The 23,822-nt window shown below is 68.0% G+C and carries 19 protein-coding genes; 15 read left to right on the top strand and 4 right to left on the bottom strand.

Features of this window, described 5'->3' with window-relative positions; all coding sequences use genetic code 11:
* Positions 1-10: 10 nt before the first annotated feature.
* Positions 11-1,294, bottom strand: coding sequence for a branched-chain amino acid ABC transporter substrate-binding protein (locus tag ACSQ9I_RS10570; protein WP_436313141.1), 1,284 nt, complete (start codon positions 1,292-1,294; stop codon positions 11-13).
* Between the two features lie 122 nt (positions 1,295-1,416).
* Between ACSQ9I_RS10570 and ACSQ9I_RS10565 the strand changes: the two genes are divergently transcribed.
* Entirely contained in the window at positions 1,417-1,788 is a 372-nt protein-coding gene (locus tag ACSQ9I_RS10565; RefSeq protein ID WP_436303517.1) for an Hsp20/alpha crystallin family protein, read from the top strand.
* A gap of 219 nt (positions 1,789-2,007) precedes the next feature.
* Entirely contained in the window at positions 2,008-2,739 is a 732-nt protein-coding gene (locus tag ACSQ9I_RS10560) for an alpha/beta hydrolase (protein WP_436313140.1), read from the top strand.
* On the opposite strand, the gene tsaD is transcribed toward ACSQ9I_RS10560, so the two are convergent.
* The gene (tsaD, locus tag ACSQ9I_RS10555; protein WP_436313139.1) at positions 2,684-3,736 is read right to left on the bottom strand and encodes a tRNA (adenosine(37)-N6)-threonylcarbamoyltransferase complex transferase subunit TsaD; all 1,053 of its coding nucleotides are present in this window, start codon (positions 3,734-3,736) and stop codon (positions 2,684-2,686) included. The genes ACSQ9I_RS10560 and tsaD overlap by 56 nt on opposite strands.
* An 85-nt stretch (positions 3,737-3,821) precedes the next feature.
* On the opposite strand from tsaD, the gene ACSQ9I_RS10550 reads away from it, so the two are divergent.
* The 4 genes from ACSQ9I_RS10550 to ACSQ9I_RS10535 all read left to right on the top strand — a co-directional run bounded on the left by ACSQ9I_RS10550 (position 3,822) and on the right by ACSQ9I_RS10535 (position 8,451).
* Positions 3,822-5,123 (top strand): nitrate- and nitrite sensing domain-containing protein, encoded by a 1,302-nt coding sequence (locus ACSQ9I_RS10550; RefSeq protein ID WP_436313138.1) that lies wholly within the window; start codon positions 3,822-3,824, stop codon positions 5,121-5,123.
* A 319-nt stretch (positions 5,124-5,442) separates the two neighbouring features.
* On the top strand, positions 5,443-6,687 hold the full coding sequence (locus ACSQ9I_RS10545; RefSeq protein WP_093102409.1) for a CmpA/NrtA family ABC transporter substrate-binding protein: 1,245 nt from the start codon (positions 5,443-5,445) through the stop codon (positions 6,685-6,687).
* 10 nt (positions 6,688-6,697) lie between these two features.
* Positions 6,698-7,621 carry a nitrate ABC transporter permease gene (ntrB, locus tag ACSQ9I_RS10540; RefSeq protein ID WP_436313137.1) on the top strand — a complete coding sequence of 308 codons (924 nt, stop codon included), beginning with the start codon at positions 6,698-6,700 and terminating at the stop codon, positions 7,619-7,621.
* A gap of 32 nt (positions 7,622-7,653) precedes the next feature.
* Positions 7,654-8,451, top strand: a complete 798-nt coding sequence (locus ACSQ9I_RS10535; RefSeq protein WP_093102407.1) for an ABC transporter ATP-binding protein — start codon at positions 7,654-7,656, stop codon at positions 8,449-8,451.
* A 21-nt stretch (positions 8,452-8,472) separates the two neighbouring features.
* On the opposite strand, the gene ACSQ9I_RS10530 is transcribed toward ACSQ9I_RS10535, so the two are convergent.
* Positions 8,473-9,726, bottom strand: a complete 1,254-nt coding sequence (locus ACSQ9I_RS10530; RefSeq protein ID WP_436313136.1) for a type IV pili methyl-accepting chemotaxis transducer N-terminal domain-containing protein — start codon at positions 9,724-9,726, stop codon at positions 8,473-8,475.
* Between the two features lie 277 nt (positions 9,727-10,003).
* Between ACSQ9I_RS10530 and ACSQ9I_RS10525 the strand changes: the two genes are divergently transcribed.
* Positions 10,004-11,281: an MFS transporter gene (locus tag ACSQ9I_RS10525; protein ID WP_093102404.1), complete on the top strand. Its 1,278-nt coding sequence runs from the start codon at positions 10,004-10,006 to the stop codon at positions 11,279-11,281.
* A 32-nt stretch (positions 11,282-11,313) separates the two neighbouring features.
* Here ACSQ9I_RS10525 and ACSQ9I_RS10520 read toward each other — a convergent pair whose 3' ends face one another.
* On the bottom strand, positions 11,314-13,020 hold the full coding sequence (locus ACSQ9I_RS10520) for a protein kinase domain-containing protein (RefSeq protein WP_436313135.1): 1,707 nt from the start codon (positions 13,018-13,020) through the stop codon (positions 11,314-11,316).
* A 58-nt stretch (positions 13,021-13,078) separates the two neighbouring features.
* Between ACSQ9I_RS10520 and nirB the strand changes: the two genes are divergently transcribed.
* The 8 genes from nirB (at position 13,079) to ACSQ9I_RS10480 (ending at position 23,774) form a co-directional block, all read left to right on the top strand.
* Entirely contained in the window at positions 13,079-15,511 is a 2,433-nt protein-coding gene (gene nirB / locus ACSQ9I_RS10515; RefSeq protein ID WP_436313134.1) for a nitrite reductase large subunit NirB, read from the top strand.
* Positions 15,512-15,534: 23 nt separating this feature from the next.
* Positions 15,535-16,314, top strand: a complete 780-nt coding sequence (locus ACSQ9I_RS10510; RefSeq protein ID WP_436313133.1) for a type IV pili methyl-accepting chemotaxis transducer N-terminal domain-containing protein — start codon at positions 15,535-15,537, stop codon at positions 16,312-16,314.
* 10 nt (positions 16,315-16,324) lie between these two features.
* Entirely contained in the window at positions 16,325-16,705 is a 381-nt protein-coding gene (gene nirD / locus ACSQ9I_RS10505) for a nitrite reductase small subunit NirD (protein WP_093102398.1), read from the top strand.
* Between the two features lie 9 nt (positions 16,706-16,714).
* Entirely contained in the window at positions 16,715-19,516 is a 2,802-nt protein-coding gene (locus ACSQ9I_RS10500; RefSeq protein WP_436313132.1) for a nitrate reductase, read from the top strand.
* Positions 19,517-19,602: 86 nt separating this feature from the next.
* The gene (gene ybiB / locus ACSQ9I_RS10495) at positions 19,603-20,517 is read left to right on the top strand and encodes a DNA-binding protein YbiB (RefSeq protein ID WP_436313131.1); all 915 of its coding nucleotides are present in this window, start codon (positions 19,603-19,605) and stop codon (positions 20,515-20,517) included.
* Positions 20,514-21,302 carry a uroporphyrinogen-III C-methyltransferase gene (cobA, locus tag ACSQ9I_RS10490; protein ID WP_436313130.1) on the top strand — a complete coding sequence of 263 codons (789 nt, stop codon included), beginning with the start codon at positions 20,514-20,516 and terminating at the stop codon, positions 21,300-21,302. The genes ybiB and cobA overlap by 4 nt, the downstream gene beginning before the upstream one ends.
* Positions 21,303-21,381: 79 nt before the next feature.
* Positions 21,382-22,512 carry a sterol desaturase family protein gene (locus tag ACSQ9I_RS10485; RefSeq protein WP_436313129.1) on the top strand — a complete coding sequence of 377 codons (1,131 nt, stop codon included), beginning with the start codon at positions 21,382-21,384 and terminating at the stop codon, positions 22,510-22,512.
* Between the two features lie 59 nt (positions 22,513-22,571).
* A complete protein-coding gene (locus tag ACSQ9I_RS10480) occupies positions 22,572-23,774 on the top strand; it encodes an NAD(P)/FAD-dependent oxidoreductase (protein ID WP_436313128.1) in 1,203 nt (400 codons plus the stop codon).
* The last annotated feature ends 48 nt before the right edge of the window (positions 23,775-23,822 follow it).

Here is a 23,822-nt window from a genome sequence, read left to right as displayed (position 1 = left end):
CCTTGGAAATTCAGGAGCGCTGCATCTTGCAGCTGGTGGGCATCTCGGCCCGTTCTGCAGGGATTGTCCTCACGACGCGGAAGCCGTAGCCGGAGCCTTCGACGTCGAACTTCACGCCGGGCGTGCCCTGCTTGTCCATCACGCCGACCACCAGGGCCTGCTGGAACTGGTGATCGGCGGCGCGCATGCGGCCGCTCTGGCCCGCCAGCGTGACCTCGGCCTTTTCGAGCGCGCGCGCCACGGCCACGGTGTCGACGCTGCCGGCGCGTTCGACCGCCTGGGCCAGCGACTCGACCAGCAACTGCATGCGCATGTGCACGTAATCCTCGGCCGGTTTGGGGAAGCGCTCGCGGAAGGCGCGGTAGAAGGCTTCGGACTCTCGCGTCTGCACGTTCGGCAACCAATCCGCCACAGCGACCACGCGGCCGATGCCGGCATCGCCGATGGCCGCCGGCGCACCGAGCGCGTTGCCGTAGAAGGTGTAGAAGCTGCCGTTGAAACCCGCCTCGCGCGCCGCCTTCACCAGCAGCGTGAGGTCGTTGCCCCAGTTGCCGGTGATCACGGCCTGCGCGCCGCTCGCGAGGATCTTGCTGGCGTAGGGCGCGAAGTCCTTCACGCGCCCCATCGGATGCAACTCGTCGCCGACGATCTGCACATCCGGCCGGAGCGCGCCGAGCTGCCGCTTCGATTCGCGCAGCACGGCCTGGCCGAAGCTGTAGTCCTGCCCGATCAGGTAGACGCGCTTGAGCGCTGCGTCGTTCTTCAGCACGTCCATCAGCGCCGTCACGCGCATGTCGGCATGCGCGTCGAAGCGAAAGTGCCAGAAGCTGCAGCGCTCGTTGGTGAGCACCGGATCGACCGCTGAGTAGTTGAGGAACAGCACGCGGCGCGGCGGGTCGCGCTCGTTGTTCTTCTCGATGGCGTCCACCAGTGCGGCCGCCGTAGCCGACGAATTCCCTTGCAGCACGATGCGCGCGCCGTCGTCCATGGCCGCGCGCAGCGCCGACAGCGCCTCCTCGTTCTGGCCCTTGCTGTCATAGCGGTCCAGCTGCAGAAAGCGGGCGCCGCCGGGCAGCTTGACGCCGCCGCGCGCATTCACGCGCTCCACGGCCCACAACAGGTTGCGGAACACCGCTTCGCCGGTGTTGGCGAAGGGCCCGCTCATACTTTCGATCAGCGCGAGCCGGATCGGCGGCGCGGGCTGCGCATACACCGGCGCGAGCGCCGCCGCGCATAGCGCCATAGCGGCGAATTTCAAGGCCTTGCGGCGCCAAATAAAGCTGGAAAAACTCATCTTGAAACGCCCCCCGCCGCGCCTAGATGAGGTGGCAAGCGGCACTTGTGTTGTTTGAAACGCCGCGCAGTGTAAGGGACACACATTCTTGTCCTCATTGTGTTCATTCAGGAGTTCCCATCATGTTTTTTGCACCCGCAATTCGCACCGCCCGCTTCGTGCCGCGCGCCTATGACCAGCGCCTCGAGCGCTTCGTGAACGATGCCTTTTCTGCCGCGCGCCGCTCGCTCAATGTCGAACAGGACGAAAAGACCTGGACGCTGACGATGGACGTTCCGGGCTTCTCGCGCGAAGACCTGACGATCGGCATCGAAGGTGCCGTGGTTCGCATCGAAAGCAAGGCAGATGCAAAACGCCAATTCAAGGCCGCTTATGAACTGCCGCAGGACATCGAGGTCGCCACCAGCGAAGCCAAGCTCGAGAATGGCGTGCTGACTCTGAAATTGGGCAAGCTGGTCCCCGTCAGCAACGCCGCCCAGCTCGCCATCAACTGATACGAAATTGTTTCAGAAGCTTGGAAGACGCAAGAAGGTAATCGGGCCGGTAACTTTTTGTTGCCGACCTGATTCATTTCTGAACTCAAAATAAGTGCAGAGAACGTCACATTTGTGGCGTTTTTTTCAAATGCTTTCCTCCTAATTGGCGTTCGATACCTTGACTGCGGGCAGCAGAAAGAAGTCTCGGGCGCTCGACGAAGCGCCATGAAAACGCACTTGAAACTTGCTCACGACGATTCACGGTCGGACACCTTGCTGGTGTTCCTGCCGGGCGCGTTCCTGAAGCCTGAAGAGTTCGAGCGCGAAGGCTTCATCAGCGCGGTCAGGGAGCGGGATCTGGCGGCCGACGCCCTGCTCGTCGACGCCGACGTGTCGTACTACTACGACCAGACCTTCATCGAGCGGCTGCATCACGACATCCTCCGGCCGCAGCGTGCGACGGGTTACAAGTCGATCTGGCTGGTGGGCATCTCGATCGGCGGTTTCGGCGCCCTGATCCACGAACTGGCCAAGCCCGGCGCCGTCGACGGCATCGTGGCGCTGGCGCCCTACCTCGGACGGCGGCCGGTCGGCGCCGAGATCCACAAGGCCGGCGGCCTGCGCGCCTGGAAGGCGCCCGAAGGCCCGCCGCCGGACCAGGAGGTCGATCGCAAGCTCTGGCCCTGGCTTCAGCAGTACGCGGCCTCCAAGCCCGCCAAGGGCCTGCCGCCGCTGTACCTGGGTTTCGGCCTCGCCGACCGCTTCGCCGCCAATCACCGCCTGCTGGCGGAGGCCTTGCCTGCCGGGCGCGTGTTCACCACCGAAGGCGGCCACGACTGGCCGCAGTGGTCGCAACTCTGGCGCAAGGTGCTCGAGGTGCTGCCGCTGCCCTCGCACGGCAAGAAAGGCTCGACTACCCGAACTCCGGCTCCGGCGCGCAGAGCGAAGCCAGTGGCCATCGCGGCTTGACGTCGAAGGCATAGCGCTCGCTCGCCTGCCCCAGGCCGGCCTGCAGGCGCATCGCGGCGGCCATCGCGATCATGGCGCCGTTGTCGGTGCACAGGTGCAGCTCGGGGTAGTGCACGCGCACGCCGCGCTTCGCGCATGCCGCATTGAGCTGTTCGCGCAAAGCCCGGTTGGCACCCACGCCCCCGGCCACCACCAGCCGGTCCAGCCCGGTCTGTTCGATGGCGGCCAGTGATTTCTTCAGCAGCACGTCGACGATCGCGGCCTGGGTCGAGGCGGCCAGATCGGCCTTGCGCGCTTCGAGCTCGCCGCCGAGTTTCCTGGCCTGCGTCAGCACCGCCGTCTTCAAGCCGGCAAAGGAGAAGTCGAGGTCGCCGCTGTGCAGCAGGGGCCGCGGCAGCTTGAAGGCCGCGGCGTCGCCCTCCTCCGCCAGCTTGGCGAGCCAGGGGCCGCCGGGATAGGGCAGGCCCATCAGCTTGGCGCTCTTGTCGAAGGCTTCGCCTGCTGCGTCGTCGATGGTCTCGCCGAGCAGCTCGTAGCGCCCCACGCCGTCGACCCGCATCAGTTGCGTGTGACCGCCCGAGACCAGCAGCGCGACGAAGGGGAACTCGGGCGGATCGGCACTGAGAAAGGGCGACAGCAGGTGGCCTTCCAGGTGATGCACGCCCAGCACCGGCTTGCCAAGCGCCGCGCCCAGTGCACAGGCCACGCCGGCGCCTACCAGCAGCGCGCCGGCCAGCCCCGGCCCGCGCGTGTAGGCGACGACGTCGATCTCGGCCAGGGAGCGGGCGGCCTCGGACAACACCGTCTGCGCCAGGGGCAGCACGCGCCGGATGTGGTCGCGGCTGGCCAGCTCGGGCACCACGCCGCCATAGGCCTGGTGCATCGCGATCTGGCTGTGGAGCGCGTGCGCGGCCAGGCGCGGCAAGCCGCTCGCGCCGGATTCGACCAGGGCCACGCCGGTCTCGTCGCAGGACGATTCGATTCCCAATACAAACATGCGACGAGTGTAGGGTGCGCACGATGTCGGGGCACGGATGTTGCTGCATGTCCTTAGGATGGCTCTTCAGCCATGCCGCCCCACGATGAAATCCGGACTGAGCTTTCTGATGGCCGCCCTGCGTTGCGAAATCGACGCGCTGGAGCAGCTCGCCCGCACCAGCGCGCTGGTCGGCACGATCGGCCGCCTGGTCCATGCGCTGCAGCGCGAACGCGGCATCTCGAACGTGCTGCTGGCGTCGCGTGGCCACCGTTTCGTCTCGCAGCGCAGCGAGCAGATCGCCGAATGCCTGCGCGTGGAAGAGGCGGTGCGCGCTTCGTTCGATCAGCTCGAGGCCGACGCGGGCCGCATCGGCAACGGTGCGCGCCTGTTCAGCCGCATCGCCTGGGTGCTGCCGGGCCTCGAGGGCCTGCCCGAGCTGCGCCGTCGCGTCGGCGCCTTGGAGCTCAGCCCGGCTGAGGCGACGGCCGCCTTCGTCAAGCTGATCGCAGGGCTGCTCGCAGTCGTGTTCGAGGCCGCGGACGGCGCCACCGACCCGGAAATCTCTCGCCAGCTGGTGGCCATGTTCAATTTCATGCAGGGCAAGGAGTTCGCCGGCCAGGAGCGCGCCTGCGGCGCCGCGGCCTTCGCCTCGGGCCACAACGACAGCGCGCGCCAGCAGCAATGGCTGCATCTGATCGAATCGCAGGAGCGCTGCTTCCAGGTCTTCGCCGAGTTCTCGGGCGCGCGCATCGCCGAGCTCTGGCGCAGCAGTCAATCCCCCGCTCAATTGGCGGAGCAGGAACGGCTGCGCCGCATCGCCTGCGCGGCACCCGCCGGCGTGGCACTCGATACCGAACTGAGCCAGACCTGGTTCGACTGCTGCAGCCGGCGCATCGACGCCATGCAATCGATCGAAGAGCGCCTGGCCGCCGACCTGCGCCGGGTCTGCGAACAGAAAACGAGCCAGGCCCGGGCCGAGCTGCAGGCCCATGACGCGCTGCTGGCCAAGCTGGCGCGCGAGGCGGGTACACCGGCGGCAGTCTTCTTCGACGAGCAGCCCGCTGCAGACGCGCCGGGCCACCCGCAAACCATGGGTTCAGCCACGCCCTACGGCCGGCAGCTCGAGCGATCGATTCTGGAGATGGTGCAGGAGCAGTCGCACCGGCTGCAGGCGATGAGCGACGAACTCGACACCGTGCGCGCGGCCCTGAACGAGCGCAAGCTGGTCGAACGCGCCAAGGGCCTGCTGATGGCACACCGCCGCCTCAGCGAGGAGGAGGCGCACAAGATGCTGCGCCAGACAGCCATGAGCCAGAACCGCAGGCTGGTCGACGTCGCCGAATCGGTGCTCTCGATGGCCGAATACCTGCCCGGCGAGCCGGCGTCCCGGGCGCCTCGCACCTGAATTGGTGCGCTGCACAACAACTGTGCCTCGATCGCAGTTCAAGGGATTCGGCGCCTCTTGCCTCACGACGCGGACTTTGGAGGCTATCGATTTGATAGCAAACCACCCCTCTGAACTGCTGGCACGCAGTTTGCTTAACAAACCTGCATAGACCTGCAAGGGTCTTCAGGCAGGTGGCATCCAACGGCGGGTGCGACCCACCGAACCGGACAAAGGCGTCCCCATCCCGCAAGGGCTCGTTATCGAGCGGCCCGTGCGTGGTCGGGACGCCTTTTTTGTTTTGTGCTTTTTGTCTTTTCTTCATTCCGGAGCTCGCCCCATGACCGATTTGCTGAAACCGAAGTTGAATCGCCGCCGCGTGCTGCAAGCCGCCGCCATCGGCGCGGTCGGGCTCGACCCCGCCCTGCGCGCAGCCGTCTGGGCCCAAGGCTCGGACAAGCCAGAAAAGGAGGAAGTCAAGATCGGCTTCATCCCGCTGACCGACTGCGCCAGCGTCGTCATGGCCTCGGTGCTCGGCATCGACAAGAAGTACGGCGTGAAGATCGTGCCGAGCAAGGAAGCCAGCTGGGCCGGCGTGCGCGACAAGCTGGTCAATGGCGAGCTCGACTTCGCCCACGTGCTCTACGGCCTGATCTACGGCGTGCACCTCGGCACCGCCGGGCCGAAGAAGGACATGGCCATCCTGATGACCCTCAACAACAACGGCCAGGCGATCACGCTGTCGAAGAAACTGGCCGACAAGGGCGCGGTCGACGGCGCCTCGCTGGCCAAGGTGATGGCGAAGGAGAAAGGCGAATACACCTTCGCCCACACCTTCCCGACCGGCACCCACGCGATGTGGCTCTACTACTGGCTGGCCGCCAACGGCGTCAACCCGTTGAAGGATGCCAAGGTCATCACCGTGCCGCCGCCGCAGATGGTTGCCAACATGCGCGTGGGCAACATGGACGGCTACTGCGTCGGCGAGCCCTGGGGCCAGCGCGCGATCATGGACGGCATCGGCATCACGGCCGTCACCACGCAGGACATCTGGAAGGACCATCCCGAGAAGGTGCTCGGCACCACCGGCGACTTCGTCAAGAAATACCCCAACACGGCGCGCGCCGTGACGGCCGCGATTCTCGAAGCCGGGAAGTGGATCGACGCCGGCCTGCAGAACAAGAACAAGATGGCCGAAACCATCGCCGACAAGAGCTACGTCAACACCAGCGTGGACGCCATCAACCAGCGCATCCTGGGCCGCTACACCAACGGCCTGGGCAAGAACTGGGACGACCCGAACCACATGAAGTTCTACAACGACGGCGCGGCGACCTTCCCCTACCTGTCCGACGGCATGTGGTTCCTCACGCAGCACAAGCGCTGGGGCCTGCTGAAGGAGCATCCGGACTACCTCAAGGTGGCCACGGAGATCAACCGCATCGACATCTACAAGCAGGCTGCAGCCGCGACCAAGACCTCCGTTCCCAAGGACACGATGCGCAGCAGCAAGCTGATCGACGGCGTGGTGTGGGACGGCAAGGATCCGAAGAAGTACGCCGAGTCGTTCAAGGTCAATGCCTGAGGAGCCCGCCATGGTCAGTGCCGTCTTTCACTCCCCGCTCGAGGCTGCCCAGGGGCAGCTCGCCACGCCGGCAGCCGCCAGGAAGTCCGCGGCCGCCTCCGTCCCGCCTGCAGAGCTCGCGCAGGAAGAGACCACGCCCCGCGCCCCGCGCGACTTCAGCTGGATCTGGCTGCGCGTGCTGCCGCCGATCCTTGGCTTTGCGTTGCTGGTCCTGATCTGGGAACTCGTGGCGCTGAAAAGCACCACCGGCTTCCCGTCGCCGGCCGCCGTCTGGCAACAGGCGCTGACCGTGTTCAGCGATCCCTTCTACAGCAAGGGCCCCAACGACCAGGGCGTGGGCTGGAACGTGCTCTCGTCGCTCCAGCGCGTGGCGCTCGGCTTCGGGCTGGCCGCCGCGGTCGGCATCCCGGCCGGCTTCGCGATCGGTCGCTTCGAGTTCCTCTCGCGCATGTTCAATCCGCTGATCAGCCTGCTGCGACCGGTGTCGCCGCTGGCCTGGCTGCCGATCGGCCTCCTGGTCTTCAAGGGCGCCAACCCGGCCGCGATCTGGACCATCTTCATCTGCTCGATCTGGCCCATGATCATCAACACCGCGGTGGGCGTGCAGCGCGTGCCCAGCGACTACATGAATGTGGCGCGCGTGCTCAATCTTTCCGAGTGGAAGATCCTCACCAAGATCCTGTTCCCCGCCGTGCTGCCCTACATGCTGACCGGCGTGCGCCTCGCGGTCGGCACCGCCTGGCTGGTGATCGTGGCGGCCGAGATGCTGACCGGCGGCGTCGGCATCGGCTTCTGGGTCTGGGACGAGTGGAACAACCTCAACGTCGCCAACATCATCATCGCGATCTTCGTCATCGGCATGGTCGGGCTCGTGCTCGAGTTCGCGCTGATCCGGATCGCCACCGCATTCACGTTCGAAGAGGTGAAGGCATGACCCTTCGACAAGCTCAGGACGATCGGTCCATCATGAAGTACATCGAAATCCACGACGTCGAACAGCGCTTCAAGACGCCCAAGGGCAGCTTCCTCGCGTTGCGCGACATCAACCTGCAGGTGGCCAAGGGCGAGTTCATCACGCTGATCGGGCATTCGGGCTGCGGCAAGTCCACGCTGCTGAACCTGATCGCCGGCCTCACCACGCCCACGCAGGGCGTGCTGCTGTGCGCCAACCGCGAGATCAAGGGCCCGGGGCCCGAGCGCGCGGTGGTGTTCCAGAACCATTCGCTGCTGCCCTGGCTCACCTGCTACGAGAACGTCTACCTCGCCGTCGAGCGCGTGTTCGCTTCGACCGAGAACAAGGCCCAGCTCAGGGCGCGCACCGAAGCGGCGCTCGCGCTGGTCGGCCTCACGCCGGCCGCGCAGAAGCGCCCCGGCGAAATCTCCGGCGGCATGAAACAGCGCGTGGGCATTGCGCGCGCCCTCTCGATGGAACCCAAGGTGCTGCTGATGGACGAGCCCTTCGGCGCCCTCGACGCGCTGACGCGCGCCAAGTTGCAGGACGAGCTGCTGGCCATCGTGCAGAAGACGCACAGCACGGTGGTGATGGTCACCCACGACGTCGACGAGGCGGTGCTCCTGTCGGACCGCATCGTCATGCTCACCAACGGCCCGGCCGCCACCATCGGCGAGGTGCTGGCAGTCGACATCCCGCGCCCGCGCAACCGCGTCGAGCTCGCGGAAGACCCCGTCTACGTGCACGCCCGCAAGGCCGTAATCGACTTTCTCTACACGCGCCAGGCGCACGTGGAGAAGGTCGCGGCCTGAGCGAGCAAGCCGAACACAGGCTCAGGACATGATGACCTGCAGGCTGTGTTCGTACGAGGCGGTGAGCCGGTCGAAGGTATCGGCCAGCACCTCGCTGGCGCGCACCAGATCGGCGCGCCCCTCGGCCCGGTCGGCATGGCGCACGCCGCGCACCAGCCGCAGCCATTCGTCGCGGGCGCCATGGAGCGCGTCGCGGATCTCGGGCGAGCTCAGCGGCGCGCGCTCCAGCTCCAGCAGCGAGGCCTCGAAAGTGTCCATGGTGGGCGCGAGGCGCGCGCTCCACGCGCCCTCGGGCAGCATCGCGGCGAGCAGCGCGTCCTTGGCCAGGCGCTGGGCGCGCATGCGCTGCCGCCCGCAGAGATTGACGATGCGCAGGGCCCTGCGGCCCGCGGAGGATTCGAGCACGTCGGTGAGCGCCTCGGCCGCGACCAGCAGGTCTTCGCCGCTGGCGTCGATGGCGGTCAGCGAGGCCGCGGACAGCCGCGAGGACAGCGCCGCATCCATGGCATCCCATGCCGAGCGCACGGCCGCCAGCGCCTGCATCGAGGTCGAATCCAGCGGGAGGGAAGCCAGGTGATCGAGGTTGTCCTTGACCCGCTCGACCGACTGCGCGCGCAGGCTGCGGCTGCGCCGCGCATCCACATCCGCGAGCGCCTGCGCCGCCAGGCGCACCAGCCGCTGCGAGAGCATGCGCAACTGCCCGGCACGGTTGATCGCCTCGGCCCACTGGGCCGCCTCGACCACCGAACGCGAGAGTTCACCGACCCGCAGGTTGGCGTGCATCGCTGCACCGCGCAGCATGCCGAACGCGGCGTCCTCGCCGATGCCGCGCGCCGACATCAGGAGCCCCTTGGCGCGGTCCACCCACTTGCGCTCGTCGAGATGGGCGAGCGAGCGCGCCAGCGTGTCGCGCAGCGCAGCCTCGCGCTGCCAGCGCGCCTGCGCGCGCGCCAGCACGGCGCGCAGGCTCTGTGCATCCAGGGTTTCGGCGCACGACCAGGCGTGCACGCCCAACTCGACGAGCGCCTCATGCAGTTCTGGCGACAGCGGCTCGCTGATCACCACGACCGGATGCGGCGGAGCGCCAGCCCAGGTATGCAGGGCGGCCTGCAGGTCAGGGATCGATGCGGGCCTGTGGATCAGCACCTGTTGCGGTGCGAGCATGGCGGCCTCCTGCACCATCGTGTCGCAGGTGCTGAAGCCGATGGCGGCGGCATCCGCGCCCGCCAGCACTTGGCTCAGCACCTCGGCATCGGAGTCAGGCAAGACGAGCAAGAGTCGAATCATGGAAGTTGGATCGCGAACGAGGGGGGCGAGCGCAGCATAGGCGAAGCGAGCCTCTCGCGGCAGGCACGCGTCTTGCTTAAGGGAAGGCACGGTGTAACGAAGCACCGCTTTGGTGAAGTCCTCGGCCTCCGCGCCGACCCGGGTCCCGGCAGGGACTCGCTCACCGCCCATCCATTCCGCCGGCTCCCGGCGGGAAACTCCTATTCATCGCCCATCCACGCAGCCGCGCCACGGCTGTGCGGATGCTTTACGCATTGCCACCGCCATGTCCAGTTTCAAGTCATTCCTGCGCTCCGGGCACGCACCCACCCTCTTCGCGGCCTTCTTCTACTTCATGTTCTCGTGCTGCATCTGGGTGCTGAACGGCGCGATGGCGCCCTTCATCGGCGAGGCCTTCCAGTTGAATCCCGCGCAGATGGGGCTGATGCTGTCGATCCCGATCATCGCCGGCGCGCTGATGCGCTTTCCGCTCGGCATCCTGTCGCAGTACATCGGGCGCAAGAACGCCACGCTGGTGGAGATGGGGCTGATCGCGGTGGCGATGCTGTTCGGCTTCTTCATGGTGCACAGCTTCAACGACCTGCTGGCCATGGGCGTGCTGCTGGGCATCGCGGGCGCCAGCTTCGGCGTGGCCCTGTCGCTGGGCTCGGGCTCCTTCCCGCCGCAGAACAAGGGCCTGGCGATGGGGCTGGTGGGCGCCGGCAACGTGGGCACGGCGCTGTCGGTGCTGGTCGCGCCGCCGCTGGCGCAATGGCTCGGCTGGCAGGCCGTCTACGGCGTCGCGGCGGTGGCCATCCTGCTGCCGATGGCGGTGATGGTGCTGTTCGCGCAGGAGCCGCCCGACGTCGACAGCCACGCCGGCCTGCGCGAGCACGTAGCCTGCCTGTTCGAAAAGGACGGCTGGGCCTTCAGCCTGATCTACGGCGTCACCTTCGGCGGCTTCATCGGCCTCACCACCTTCCTGCCCTCCTACTACTACGACCAGTTCGGCGTGAGCAAGGTCCAGGCGGGCCAGCTGACGATGCTGGCCGCGTTCATGGGCGCGGCGGTGCGCGTGATGGGCGGCTGGATCTCCGACCGCTGGGGCGGCGTCAACACGCTGACGCTGGTGCTGGTGGTGTCGGCGGTCTCGCTGGCGCTGATCGGGCTCTCCTCCGGCTCGCTCGCGATCACCACGCTGCTGCTGATGGTGTGCTTTGCCGCCCTGGGCGCGGGCAACGGCGCGCTGTTCCAGCTGGTGCCGCTGCGCTGGCCGACGACCACGGCCGTGGCCGGCTCGATGATCGGCGAGATCGGCGCCCTGGGCGGCGGCCTGGTGCCCAATGCGATGGGCCTGTCGAAGCAGTACCTGGGCACCTACATGTGGGGCTTCATGCTGTTCGCAGTGCTGGCCCTGGTGATGCTGGGCGTCATGCGGGTCATGCAGATCCGCTGGACGCGGACCTGGGCCGAGAAGGGCGGCCGCGCACGCAGCACGCCGGTCGATCCAGCCGGCGAGGGCGACCGGCCGGTCCGGCCGCTGCGCCGCAGCGCCGGACGGTGATGCCCATGCGCCATCCCTCCTCCCTCCTGCGCTCAGCGCGGCAGGAACAGCAGCCAGTAGACGAGCAGCGCGTTGAAGAGCAGCGACGCGGCCAGCGCGATCTTCCACAGCAGGGCCGGATCGCGCCGCACCAGCGGCGTGGCGGCCGGCGCGCCGACCGGGCGGGCCGCGCCGCGTTCGAGCGCCAGCAGCATCTCCTCGGCGGTCTCGAAGCGCTGCCGCGGATCGCGCGCCACCGCCTTGCGCACCAGATGGTCGAGCCAGATCGGCACGTCCGGCCGGATGCGCGAGAGCGCCACGGGATCGCGCCGATAGCGGGCGATCTGGTAGGGCTCGATCTCGCCGTAAGGCAGGCGCCCGCCCAGCCATTGGTACAGCACCACGCCGAGGGCGAACAGGTCGCTGCCGGCATCGGGCGCGACGCCCTCCCATTGCTCGGGGTTCATGAAGCTGGGCGTGCCGGCATGCAGCTCGCGCTGCGCCGCGCCCTCTCGGCCCGAGAGCGCCACGCCCAGGTCGAGGATGCGCCAGCAGCCGTCGTCGCCCAGGTGCAGATTGCCGGGCTTGATGTCCCGATGCACCACGCCATGGCGGTGCAGCCGGCCCAGGCTCTTGCAGATCTGGACCGCGGCGGCCACCACCTCCGCCACGGCCGGGCGCATGCCCGAGCGCAACATCTGTTCGACGGTGCGACCGCCATGCCAGTCGAACACGGTGTAGAGCGCGCTGGCGTCGTCGGCGCGTTCGTGCACGCGCACGAAGCCGGACTCGCCGCGCCCGCCCACGCGCAGGCCCAGCCAGGCCTCGTGCGCCAGCATGGCGCGCTCCTCGGGGTCGCTGGCGCGCGAAGGGTGCAGGGTCTTGAGCGCGACCAGCGCGCGGGTGGGCACATGGCGCGCCTGGTAGAGCCGGTGCACGCCGGTGTCGGCGACCAGCGCGGTGATCGCGTAGCCGTCCAGCACCTCGCCCACCTTCAGCGCCGCGGGCGGATCCAGGCGGCGCGCATCGCCCAGCTCGTCGTGCAGCTGGCGTGCATCCAGCCCGAGCACGCGGATGACCAGCGCGGTGGCGTTGTCGCGGGTGCCGGCGGCGATCGCCGCGTCAACCAGCGCGTCGCTGGCCTGCTGCGCATTGGTGGCCAGCGCGAGCTCGGCCACGCGCGCAGGCTTCAGCACGCCGTGCACGCCGTCGGTGCTGAGCACGAAGCAGTCGCCGATGCGCAGCTCGCCTTGCATGTAGTCGACGCGCACGTGGTCGTCGAGGCCCACCGCGCGCGTCAGGCGGCTGCGCAGGTCGGGATGGTCCAGCGCATGGTCGACGCTCAACTGCATGGCCGCGCCCTCGCCCTTGCGCACGCGCCAGGCGCGCGTGTCGCCCACATGGGCCAACGTGTAGCTCTGCCCGTGCAGGGCCAGGGCGGTCAGCGTGGTCATGGCGCTGTCCTGGCGGCGGCGCCGGTTGTGATCGGCCAGCCAGGCGTTCTGGGCGGCGATCAGTCGGTCCATCGCGACCGTCGGCTCCCAGGTGTCGGGCGTGGCGAAGTAGTCGCCCAGGAGGCCGATGACGGTGGTCTGCGCCGCCTCCAGCCCGTGGCCGCCCGAAGAAACGCCGTCGGCGATCGCCGCGATCAGCCCGCGCGACTCCTCGCCGCGCGGCGCATGCACCGCGCCGGCGAAGTCCTCGTTCTGCGGGCGCGGCCCGCGGTGGCTGCTGTAGCCGATCTCTACTTCGAAGCTCATGGCGCGCGATTGTCCGCGCAAGCCGCGAGCCCCCTCTTTGCTTGAAAGGTCCCACCCCATGAAGAAGATGAAACTCGTGATGGTCGGCAACGGCATGGCCGGCGTGCGCACGCTCGAAGAGCTGCTGAAGATCGAGCCCGATCTCTACGACATCACCGTCTTCGGCGCCGAGCCGCATCCCAACTACAACCGCATCCTGCTGTCGCCGGTGCTCGCCGGCGAGCAGACGGTCGACGAGATCGTGCTCAACAGCTGGGAGTGGTACGCCGAGAACAACATCACGCTGCACGCCGGCAAGAAGGTGGTCGAGGTCGATCGCGTCAAGCGCATCGTGCGGGCCGAGGACGGCACCGAGGCCGCCTACGACCGCCTGCTGATGTGCACCGGCTCCAACCCCTTCATGCTGCCCGTCCCGGGCAACGACCTGAAGGGCGTGATCGCCTACCGCGACATCGCCGACACCGACTACATGATCGAGACCGCGAAGACGCACAAGAACGCGGTGGTCATCGGCGGCGGCCTGCTGGGCCTGGAAGCGGCCAACGGCCTGATGCTGCGCGGCATGAACGTGACCGTGGTGCATGTCATGCCCTGGCTCATGGAGCGCCAGCTCGACGACGTGGCGGGAAAGCTGCTGCAGAAGTCGCTGGAAGACCGCGGGCTCAAGTTCCTGATCGGCGCGCAGACGCAGGAGCTGGTCGGCAACGATGAAGGACGCGTTGCGGCCATCCGCTTCAAGGACGGCACCGAGGTCGCGGCCGACCTGGTCGTGATGGCCGTGGGCATCCGGCCCAACGTCGAGCTGGCCGAGAAGATGCGCCTGCATTGCAACCGCGGCATCGTGGTCACCGACACCATGCAGACCGTGACCGACGCGCGCATCTACTCGGTGGGCGAATGCGCGGCTCACCGCGGCATCGCCTACGGGCTGGTCGCACCCTTGTTCGAGCAGGCCAAGGTGGCGGCCAACCATCTCGCGCAGTTCGGCATCGGCCGCTACCTCGGATCGCTGACCTCGACCAAGCTCAAGGTGACGGGCATCGACCTCTTCAGCGCCGGCGAGTTCATGGGCGGCGAAGGCACCGAGGAGATCGTGATGAGCGACCCCTTCGGCGGCGTCTACAAGAAGCTGGTGATCAAGGACGACAAGCTGGTCGGCGCCTGCCTCTACGGCGACACGGTCGACGGCAGCTGGTACTTCAAGCTGCTGCGCGACGGCCGCAGCGTGAGCGACATCCGCGACAAGCTGATGTTCGGCGAGTCGAACATCGGCGACACCGGCCACGAAGGCCACAGCAAGGCCGCCAGCATGCCCGACGACGCCGAGGTCTGCGGCTGCAACGGCGTCAGCAAGGGCACCATCTGCAAGGCCATCAAGGACAAGGGCCTGTTCACGCTCGAAGAGGTCAAGAAGCACACCAAGGCCAGCGCCTCCTGCGGCTCGTGCACCGGGCTGGTGGAACAGATCCTGATGTTCACCGCCGGTGGCGACTACTCGGCCACGCCGAAGAAGAAGGCGGTCTGCGGCTGCACCGACGCCAGCCACCAGGACGTGCGCGACGCGATCCGCAAGGAACACTGGCTCACGCACGATGAGGTCTATCGCGGCCTCGGCTGGCGCACGCCCAACGGCTGCGCGACCTGCCGCCCGGCCGTCAACTACTACCTGATCTCGACCTGGCCCAAGGAGGCCAAGGACGACCCGCAGAGCCGCTTCATCAACGAGCGCAGCCACGCCAACATCCAGAAGGACGGCACCTATTCGGTGATCCCGCGCATGTGGGGCGGCCACACCACGCCCGACGAACTGCGCCGCATTGCGGACGCGGCCGACAAGTACAAGATCCCGACCGTCAAGGTCACCGGCGGACAGCGCATCGACCTCCTGGGGGTGAAGAAGGAAGACCTGGAGAACGTCTGGAAGGACATCGGCATGCCCTCGGGCTTTGCCTACGCAAAGTCGCTGCGCACGGTGAAGACCTGCGTCGGCAGCGAGTGGTGCCGCTTCGGCACGCAGGACTCGACGCAGATGGGCAAGGACCTCGAGCGCGCGCTGTGGGCCATGTACTCGCCGCACAAGGTCAAGCTCGCGGTCTCGGGCTGCCCGCGCAACTGCGCGGAGGCCGGCATCAAGGACGTGGGCGTGATCGGCGTCGACTCGGGCTGGGAACTCTACGTGGGCGGCAACGGCGGCATCAAGACCGAGGTGGCGCAGTTCCTCGTGAAGGTCAAGACCTCCGAGGAGGTGATGGAGTACGCGGGCGCGTTCCTGCAGCTCTACCGCGAAGAGGGCTGGTACCTCGAGCGCACGGTGCACTACATCGGCCGTGTGGGCCTGGACTATGTGAAGAAGAAGATTCTCGAGGACGCCGAAGGCCGCAAGGCGCTGTGGGAGCGGCTGCAGTTCGCACTCGACGGCGAACCCGATCCGTGGTTCGAGTCGAGCCAGGCCTCGGTCGACGTGCGGCAGTTCGCGCCGCTGACGGCATGAAAACCGCAAGCCGGAGAAGTGGTTTGAAAAGACGGCTCTTCGTCGCCTCGACCGCCCTGATCGGCCTGGGCGCACGCGCCCAGGTGGCCGACCTCAACGACGCCATCAACAAGGCGGGGCGCCAGCGCATGCTCTCGCAGCGTGCGAGCAAGGCCTACCTGGCGCTGGTGCAAAAAGTGGAGACGCGCAACGCCCAGCAGGTGCTGGACCGGTCCATCGCCCTGTTCGACCGCCAACTGGTGGAGCTCAAGACCTTCGCGCCTACCCCCACCATCCGCGGCACCTACGACACGCTCGACGGTGCCTGGAACGATTTCAAGAGAGAACTGACGGGCCCCGCACCCGGCAAGAACGAAGCGGCAAAGGTCGTCAAGCTGGATGCCGCCGTGCTCGCCCTGGCGCACCAGGGCACGGTGCAGTACGAAGCGGCCTCGGGCAAGTCGGTGGGCAAGCTGGTCAACATCGCGGGCCGCCAGCGCATGCTGTCGCAACGCATGGCCAAGTTCTACCTGGCCAGTGCCCTGCAGATCGACCCGACGGCCAGCGCGGCCGAGATCGCCAAGGCGCGCTCGGAGTTCGTTGCAGCACTCGAAACCCTGCGCAGTGCGCCCGAGGTCACGACGCAGATCAAGGAGGAACTGGTGCTGGCCGACGCGCAGTGGGTGTTCTTCAACCACGGCCTTCAGCGTCTGGAAGGCGCGAGTGCGTCGCCCAAGCTCATGTCCGACGTGTTCGTCACCAGCGAGAACCTGCTGGCGATCATGGATCGCATCACCGGCCTGTATTCCAACCTCAAAACCTAGAGAGACCCCCATGAGTGAATGGAAAGTCATCTGCCGCATCGACGACATCCCCGTGCTCGGCGCGCGACGCGTTGCACGACCTGCGGGCGTGGACGTGGCGGTATTCCGCAATGCCGAGAACCAGGTCTTCGCCTTGCTCGACCGCTGCCCGCACAAGGGCGGCCCGCTGAGCCAGGGCATCGTGTTCGGCACCAGCGTGGCCTGCCCGCTGCACAACTGGGCGATCGGGCTCGACGACGGCTGCGCGAAATCGCCGGATGAAGGATGCACGCCGCGCTTCGCGGTGAAGGTCGCGGACGGTGTGGTCCATCTGGATGCAGGCGAACTCGCGACGCATGCCACCGATCTCGAACGCCCCGTCGCGGGACCGAAGCGCTCCGTCGCAGCCTGAAGGCATGCCATGAACGAAACACGCTCCACCTGCCCGTACTGCGGTGTCGGCTGCGGCGTGATCATCGAATCCGATGGCGCGCAGATCACCGGCGTGCGCGGCGACCCGGAGCACCCGGCCAACTTCGGCCGCCTGTGCACCAAGGGCTCGACGCTGCACCTGACCGCCAGCGCGGCGGTCACGCGGCAGACGCGGCTGTTGCAGCCGATGCGGCGTGCCGAGCGCGGTGTGGCGCCCGAGGCCGTCGGCTGGGACACTGCGCTCGACACGGCCGCCGACAAGTTCGCCCAGGTCGTGCGCGAGCACGGCCCGGACGCCGTCGGTTTCTACGTCTCGGGCCAGTTGCTCACCGAGGACTACTACGTCTTCAACAAGCTGGCCAAGGGCCTGATCGGCACCAACAACATCGACACCAATTCGCGCCTGTGCATGAGCAGCGCGGTGGCCGGCTACAAGAAAACGCTGGGCGCCGACGCGCCGCCGGCCTGCTACGACGACCTGAAGCACGCCGAGTGCCTGTTCATCGCCGGCAGCAACACCGCCTGGGCCCATCCGATCCTGTTCCGCCGCATCGAGGATGCGAAGGCGGCCAACCCGGCGATGAAGATCGTCGTGGCCGATCCGCGCCGCACCGACACCTGCGAGATCGCCGACCTGCACTTGGCCATCCAGCCGGGCACCGACGTGATGCTCTTCAACGGCATGCTGCACCTGATACTGTGGGAAGGCTGGACCGATGCGCGCTACATCGCCGCCCACACCAGCGGCTTCGAGGCGCTCAAGGCCACCGTGCGCGACTGCACGCCCGATCGCGTGGCGCAGGTCTGCGGCATCTCCAAGGACGACCTGCTGCAGGCCGCGCGCCTGTTCGCCACCTCGGCCGCGACGCTGAGCCTCTACTGCCAGGGCCTCAACCAATCGTCGTCGGGCACCGCCAAGAATGCGGCACTGATCAATCTGCACCTGGCGACGGCGCAGATCGGCAGGCCCGGCGCCGGCCCCTTCTCGCTGACCGGGCAGCCCAACGCGATGGGCGGCCGCGAAGTGGGCGGCCTGGCCAACCTGCTGTCGGCGCACCGCGACCTCGCCAACCCGCAGCATCGTGCCGAGGTCGCCGCTCTCTGGGGCGTGCCTTCGGTGCCGGAGAAGCCCGGCAAGACCGCAGTCGAGATGTTCCAGGCCGCCGCCGACGGCGAGATCCGCGCGCTCTGGATCGCCTGCACCAACCCCGCGCAGTCGATGCCCGACCAGGCCACCGTGCGCCGCGCGCTCGAACGCTGCGAATTCGTGGTCGTGCAGGAAGCCTTCTCGACCACCGCCACCTGCGACTTCGCCGACCTGCTGCTGCCGGCCACCACCTGGGGCGAGAAGAACGGCACCGTCACCAACAGCGAGCGCTGCGTCTCGCGGGTGCGGCCGGCCGTCGCGGCACCGGGCGAGACGCGCGACGACTGGGCCATCGCGATGGATTTCGCGCGCCGGCTCGAAACACGGCTGGCGCGTGCGAACACGCTGTTCCCCTATGCGAGTGCGGAAGCCGTGTGGAACGAGCACCGCGAATCCACGCGCGGCCGCGATCTCGACATCACCGGCATGAGCTACGCGATGCTCGAGGCCGCGCCGCAGCAGTGGCCGCTGCGCGAAGGCGAGACCACCGGCCGTGCGCGCCTCTACGAAGACGGCGTGTTCGCCACGCCCGACGGCCGCGCGCGCTTTGCCGACGTCGCCTACAAACCGGTGGCCGAAGCCCGCGAGGCGCGCTTTCCGTTCTCGCTCAACACCGGCCGCCTGCGCGACCAGTGGCACGGCATGAGCCGCACCGGCACGCTGGGCCGCCTGTTCGGCCACGCAGCGGAGCCGACGGTGCAGATGCATGCGCAAGACATGGCGCGTCGCCAGTTGAAGGAGGGCGACCTGGTGCACGTCACCTCGCGGCGCGGCTCGATCGTGCTGCCCGTCGCGGCCAGCGCCGAGGTGGGGATGAGCCAGGCGTTCATCGCCATGCACTGGGGCGGCGAATATCTCAGCGGCCGCTCCAGCACCGGCGAGCCATTGGCCGGCGTCAATGCGCTCACGACGCCGGCCTTCTGCCCCGATTCGAAGCAGCCCGAACTCAAGCACGCGGCCGTCAAGATCCTCAAGGCCGAACTGCCCTGGTCCTTGCTGGCGGTGGCCTGGCTGCCGCGGGACGCGTCCCTGGACATCCGCGAGGCTCTGCGCGCACTGATGCCGTCCTTCCCCTTTGCCAGCTGCGTACCGTTCGGCACCGGCGGCGCCCTGGAGGGCAGCGGGCCGGAGCGCACCGGCATCCTCTTTCGCGCGGCCGCCTACGACGCGCCTTCCAACGATGTGCTCGCCCGCATCGAGGGACTGTTGGGGCTCGGCGGCGCCGACACCTTGCGCTATGCCGATGCCAAGCACGGGCAGCGGCGCGCTGCGCGGCTGGTGCGCAACGGCCAGGACGCACACCTCGAAGGCTTCCTGCTGGCCGGCGACACGCGTGCGGAGGCCTGGATCAAGACCTTGCTGCAGGACCAGTTGCCTGCACAGGCCTATGGCCGCCAGCTGCTCAAGCCCGGCGCCGCCGCCCCGGCCGGCGTGGCGGCGCGCGGCAAGGTCATCTGCAGCTGCTTCGGCGTGACGCAGACCGCCATCGGCGAGCACCTGACGGCCGCTTCGGGTCCCGAAGGCGATCGCCTCGCCACATTGCAGGGCGCGCTGAAATGCGGCACCAATTGCGGCTCCTGCCTGCCCGAGCTCAAGCGCATGGTGCGCGCGAGCGCGGCACCGGCCCTGGCCGAGCAATCATGAGCGCATGGACGGCTTCCCTTCCTGCCTTCCAGGGCATAAGCGCAGCCGTATTGCGGCATAAGCCTTGCGGGACAATGGGCCTACCCATGGGAATCAGCCACTACATCAAGGAAATCGGCCGCGGCGCGCGCGGCGCGCGGCCGCTCAACCGTGAGCAGGCCTGCGACCTCTTCGGCCAAGTGCTCGACGGCACCGTGACCGACCTGGAAACCGGCGCCTTCTGCCTGGCCATGCGCATCAAGGGCGAGACGCCGGATGAGATGGCCGGCTTTCTCGATGCCACCCATGCGCGTCTGGCGCGCTTTCCCGCCACCGGCCGGCCGCTGGTGGTGCTGCCCAGCTACAACGGCGCGCGCCGGCTGCCGGTGCTCACGCCCTTGCTCGCGCTGCTGCTGGCCCGCGAAGGCCTGCCGGTGCTGGTGCATGGCGCGGCCACCGAATCGACCCGGGTGCTGGCCTCCAACGTGCTCGCGGCCCTCGACGTGCAGCCGCTCGCGGCCATCCGGCCCATCGCGAACGGAGAGGCGGTCTTCGCACCGACCGAGCTGCTCAGCCCCGGCCTCAAGCGCCTGCTCGACGTGCGCCGCGTGGTCGGCCTGCGCAACCCCGGCCACAGCGTGGTCAAGCTGATGCAACCGACGCAAGGCGCCTGCGTGGTGGTCGGCAGCTACACGCATCCCGCCTACGCCGAGTCCATGGCAGCGACCTTCGAGCTGCTGGGCATGACCGCCCTGCTCTCGCGCGGACTCGAGGGCGAGAGCGTGGCCGACCCGCGCCGCACCGCGCAGGTCGACGGCTTCGTGCGCGGCCGGCGCGTCGCACTGCAGACCCAGGAGCCCGGCACGCAAGCCGAGGTGCCCGGGCTGCCCAAGGAAATCGACATCGAGACCACGGCCGACTACACGCGGCGCGTGCTGGCCGGCCAGGCGCCGGTGCCGGACGCGATCGCGCAGCAGGTCGAGCATGTCCTGCAGTTGGCCCAACAGGTGGAGCACCCATGAGCACCCTTTCCCATCACGGCAGCTGCACCCTGGTCGGCGCCGGCCCCGGCGATCCCGAACTGCTCACGATCAAGGCCGTCAAGGCGATCCAGGCGGCCACCGTGCTCCTGGTCGACGACCTGGTCAGCGAGGAGATCCTGGCCTACGCGCGGCCCGGCGCGCGCATCGTCCATGTCGGCAAGCGCGGCGGCTGCAGGAGCACGCCGCAGGCCTTCATCGAGCGGCTCATGATCACCGCGGTGCGCGAGGGCGAAACCGTGGTGCGCCTCAAGGGCGGCGACCCCTTCATCTTCGGCCGCGGCGGCGAGGAGGTGGAGCACCTGCGCGAAGAAGGCATCGAGGTGCGGGTGATCAACGGCATCACGGCTGGCCTCGCCGCCGTCACCGCGCTGGGCGTGCCGCTCACGCACCGCGACCACGCGCAGGGCGTGGTGTTCGTCACCGGCCACGCCAAGACGGGCCATGCGGCCGACCAGCATCCGACCGACTGGCGGCAACTGGCCGCCACTGCGCGCGACGCGCGGCTCACGCTGGTGATCTACATGGGCGTCACCGGCGTGGCCCATATCCAGAACGAGCTGCTGCGCGGCCTGGCGGGCGACACGCCGGTGGCCGTGATCCAGCATGCGAGCCTGCCGCAGCAGCGCCACATCGCGACCACGCTCGCGCGCCTGCCTTTCGACCTGGCGGCAGCCGGGCTCGGCAGCCCATCCGTGATCGTGGTCGGCGACGTGCTGCGCGGCCTGGCCGCGGCGGGCCTGCCGGCGACGCGCTTCGGTACCTGAATCGGCCGTTTGGCCTGTCGGCACGTTCCGGCGCCACCCCTAGAATCCTCCAGCCCTCGAACACGGGCGGGAGATCAGGATGCTGGAGCTCGAAAAACTCAATGAATTCACCGAAAGCCATGGCGAGTTGCAACGCGGCAAGGGCCTGGTCACCGGCACCATCGCGCTCTCGCTGGGCATCCTGTGCTTCCTGGGCGTGCTCGTCTTCCACTTCCCGCAGTACCTCAGCACGCCCGAGCTGCGCCGCAGCTACAACGTCGACGTGATGCGCATCGTGCTGCTCGTTGCGATGGTGATTTCCGGCGGCCTCTCGCTGGTGAACATCATCTTCAACCGCTCGCGCTGGCTCTCCTCCTTCGCCTTCCTGCTGGTGGCCGCGGCGGCGCTGCTCGGCGGCCACAAGGTGCCGGTCAACGACTTCGCCGACAACACGCCCTACATCGGGCTCGACTGGTTCATCCTCGACCTGCTGGGCTCTTCGCTGATCTTCATCTTCATCGAGAAACTGTTCGCGCACCGCAAGGACCAGCCGGTGTTCCGCGCCGAGTGGCAGACGGACTTTCACCACTTCGTCGTCAACCACATGATCGTGGGCTTCGTGCTGCTGGCGACCAACCTGCTGGTGCACAAGCTCTTCGGCTGGGCCGCCAACGACGGCGTGCGCGGCTGGATCGCGGGGCTGCCCTTCTGGGCCGGCGTGCTGCTGATCATCCTGGTGGCCGACATGGTGCAGTACTGGACGCACCGCGCCTACCACGAGGTGCCGCTCCTGTGGCGCCTGCATGCGGTGCACCACAGCGTCAAGAGCATGGACTGGATGGCCGGCTCGCGCCAGCACATCCTCGAGCTGCTGATCACGCGCACGCTGGTGCTAGCGCCGATCTACGTGCTGGGCTTCAGCAAGGAAGTGATCGACGCCTACATCGTGGTGGTCGGCTTCCAGGCGGTCTTCAACCACTGCAACGTGAGCGTGCGCCTCGGGCCGCTGCGCTACCTCATCGTCACGCCCAACTTCCATCACTGGCACCACAGCCAGGACGACGAGGCGATCGACAAGAACTACGCCGCGCACTACGCCTTTCTCGACTATCTCTTCGGCACGGCCGTCAAGAGCACCAGGCTCTGGCCAGAGCGCTACGGCGTGGTCGGCGACTACGTGCCCAACGGCTTCTTCAAGCAGCTGAAGTTCCCGTTCGTGTGGAAGGGATGAGTCCCGCCCGGCCGCCCGAAGGGGCTCGCACCGCAGCGCGCAGCGCGGAGGTTTGCTGAATGACCGCGTTCGACGCGGTGGTCGTCGGCGCGGGTGCCGCCGGTCTCTTCTGCGCCGGACTGGCGGGCCAGCGCGGCCTGAAGGTGCTGCTCATCGACCACGGCGAGCGCATCGCCGAAAAGATCCGCATCTCGGGCGGCGGGCGCGCCAACTTCACCAACCGCGACCTGGACGTGCGCGCGCCGCAGCGCCATTTCATCGGCGACAACCCGCATTTCTGCCGCTCGGCGCTGTCGCGCTACACGCCGCAGCAGTTCATCGAACTGGTGCAGCGCCACGGCATCGCTTTTCACGAAAAACACAAGGGCCAGCTCTTCTGCGACGGCAGCTCGCAACAGATCATCGACATGCTGCTGGCCGAGTGCGCCAGCGGCGGCGTCGCGCATTGGCAGCCCTGCAGCGTCGGCGAGATCGCGTTCTCGGATGGAGGGGGCTATCGGATCGAAACCAGCCGGGGCAGCGTCCAGACGTCCAAGCTGGTGATTGCGACGGGCGGCCTTTCCATTCCCCAGATCGGCGCCAGCGATTTCGGCTACCGGCTCGCGGCGCAGTTCGGTCTGCGCGTGGTCGCGCCGCGTCCCGCCCTGGTGCCCCTGACTTTCGGCGGCGAAGCCTGGTCGCCCTACGCCGAGCTGGCCGGCTTGGCGCTGCCGGTGCAGATCGAAACCGGCGCCAAGAAAGATCGCACAGTTTTCCTCGAAGACCTGCTCTTCACCCATCGCGGCCTCTCGGGCCCAGCGGTGCTGCAGATTTCGAGCTACTGGCAACCGGGCGCCCCGCTCACCATCGATTTCGCGCCGGGGGTGGACGTGCGCGCCTCGCTCGGCGAGGCCAAGCAACGCTCGCGCAAGCGCATCGGCAACGAACTGGCCGGCTTGGTGCCCGCGCGGCTGGCGGACGCCTGGGTCGGGCAGGACGCAGCGCTGCAGCGTCCGATCAACGAAGCGGCCGACCGGGCGCTCGCCGCGCTGGCCGAGCGCATCGCACGCTGGCAGATCACCCCCAGCGGCACCGAGGGCTACAAGAAGGCCGAGGTCACGGCCGGCGGCATCGACACCCGCGAGCTGTCTTCGCAAACCATGGAATCCAAGCAGCGCGGCCTGTATTTCATCGGCGAAGTGGTCGACGTGACCGGCTGGCTCGGCGGTTACAACTTCCAGTGGGCCTGGGCCAGCGCCCATGCCTGCGCTCGCGCGCTATAATGTCGGGCTAACTTTGGCCTCCCCTCAACGGCCTACCCCATTTTTCAG

This window comes from Variovorax sp. LjRoot84, from assembly GCF_964254305.1.
Classification (GTDB): domain Bacteria; phylum Pseudomonadota; class Gammaproteobacteria; order Burkholderiales; family Burkholderiaceae_C; genus Variovorax.
This window is presented reverse-complemented; position numbering and strand designations above follow the sequence as displayed.